The sequence below is a fragment of the Mesorhizobium sp. M7A.F.Ca.CA.003.01.2.1 genome, assembly GCF_003998945.1.
Taxonomy (GTDB): domain Bacteria; phylum Pseudomonadota; class Alphaproteobacteria; order Rhizobiales; family Rhizobiaceae; genus Mesorhizobium; species Mesorhizobium ciceri.
This window is the reverse complement of sequence record NZ_RZRA01001594.1, coordinates 1-569: the sequence shown is the minus strand read 5'-3', so window position 1 is coordinate 569 and position 569 is coordinate 1. Positions and strand designations below refer to the sequence as shown.

1 pseudogene is annotated in these 569 nt (G+C 66.8%); it reads right to left on the bottom strand.

Going from position 1 to position 569, the window contains the following annotated elements:
- Positions 1 to 569, bottom strand: a pseudogene (locus tag EN969_RS34420) (AsmA protein); the annotation flags it as partial.

Below are 569 nucleotides of genomic sequence, written 5' to 3'. Positions count from 1 at the left end.
TCCTTGATCCGGCCGGTGGCGCTGATCGAGGCGCCGGCCAGCCCGCCCACCGAAAGCCGGTCGATTTCGAGCAGCCCGTCGCGCAGCCTGAGCGCCGTGTCGACCGTGTCGGCGGTCAACCCACCGGCGTTGACCGGCCCGGCCTTGATCTGGAAATCGAGGTCGCGGTCGGCAAAGCGATTGGCGCCCTTGTCGCTGACGAAGATCGAGGCGAAGGCCGCCAGCCCGTCGACATCGAGATCACCGCCTTCAAGCCGCATCAGCACCGAGGGCTTGGCATCGTCGGGCTGGCTGGAATCGATGCGGCCGGAAAACTTCGCCTTGCCCAGGATCAGTTCGAGATCGCTGAAGGCCTGGCGCTTCTGCGAGAGGTCGACCTTGGCCTTGAAGCCGGCGGCCGGCAGGCGGCGGATCGCCTCGTCGACATCCTTCGACAGCCAGGCGGCAAAGCCGGAAGGTTGGGCCACGGCCAGCAGCAGCGAGCCGTTGAAGCCGAAATGACCCTCCAAATTGAGCACCAGCATGCCATCCGCTTCCAGCGTGGTGCGGCCGGGCAAGGTCGCGGCAAG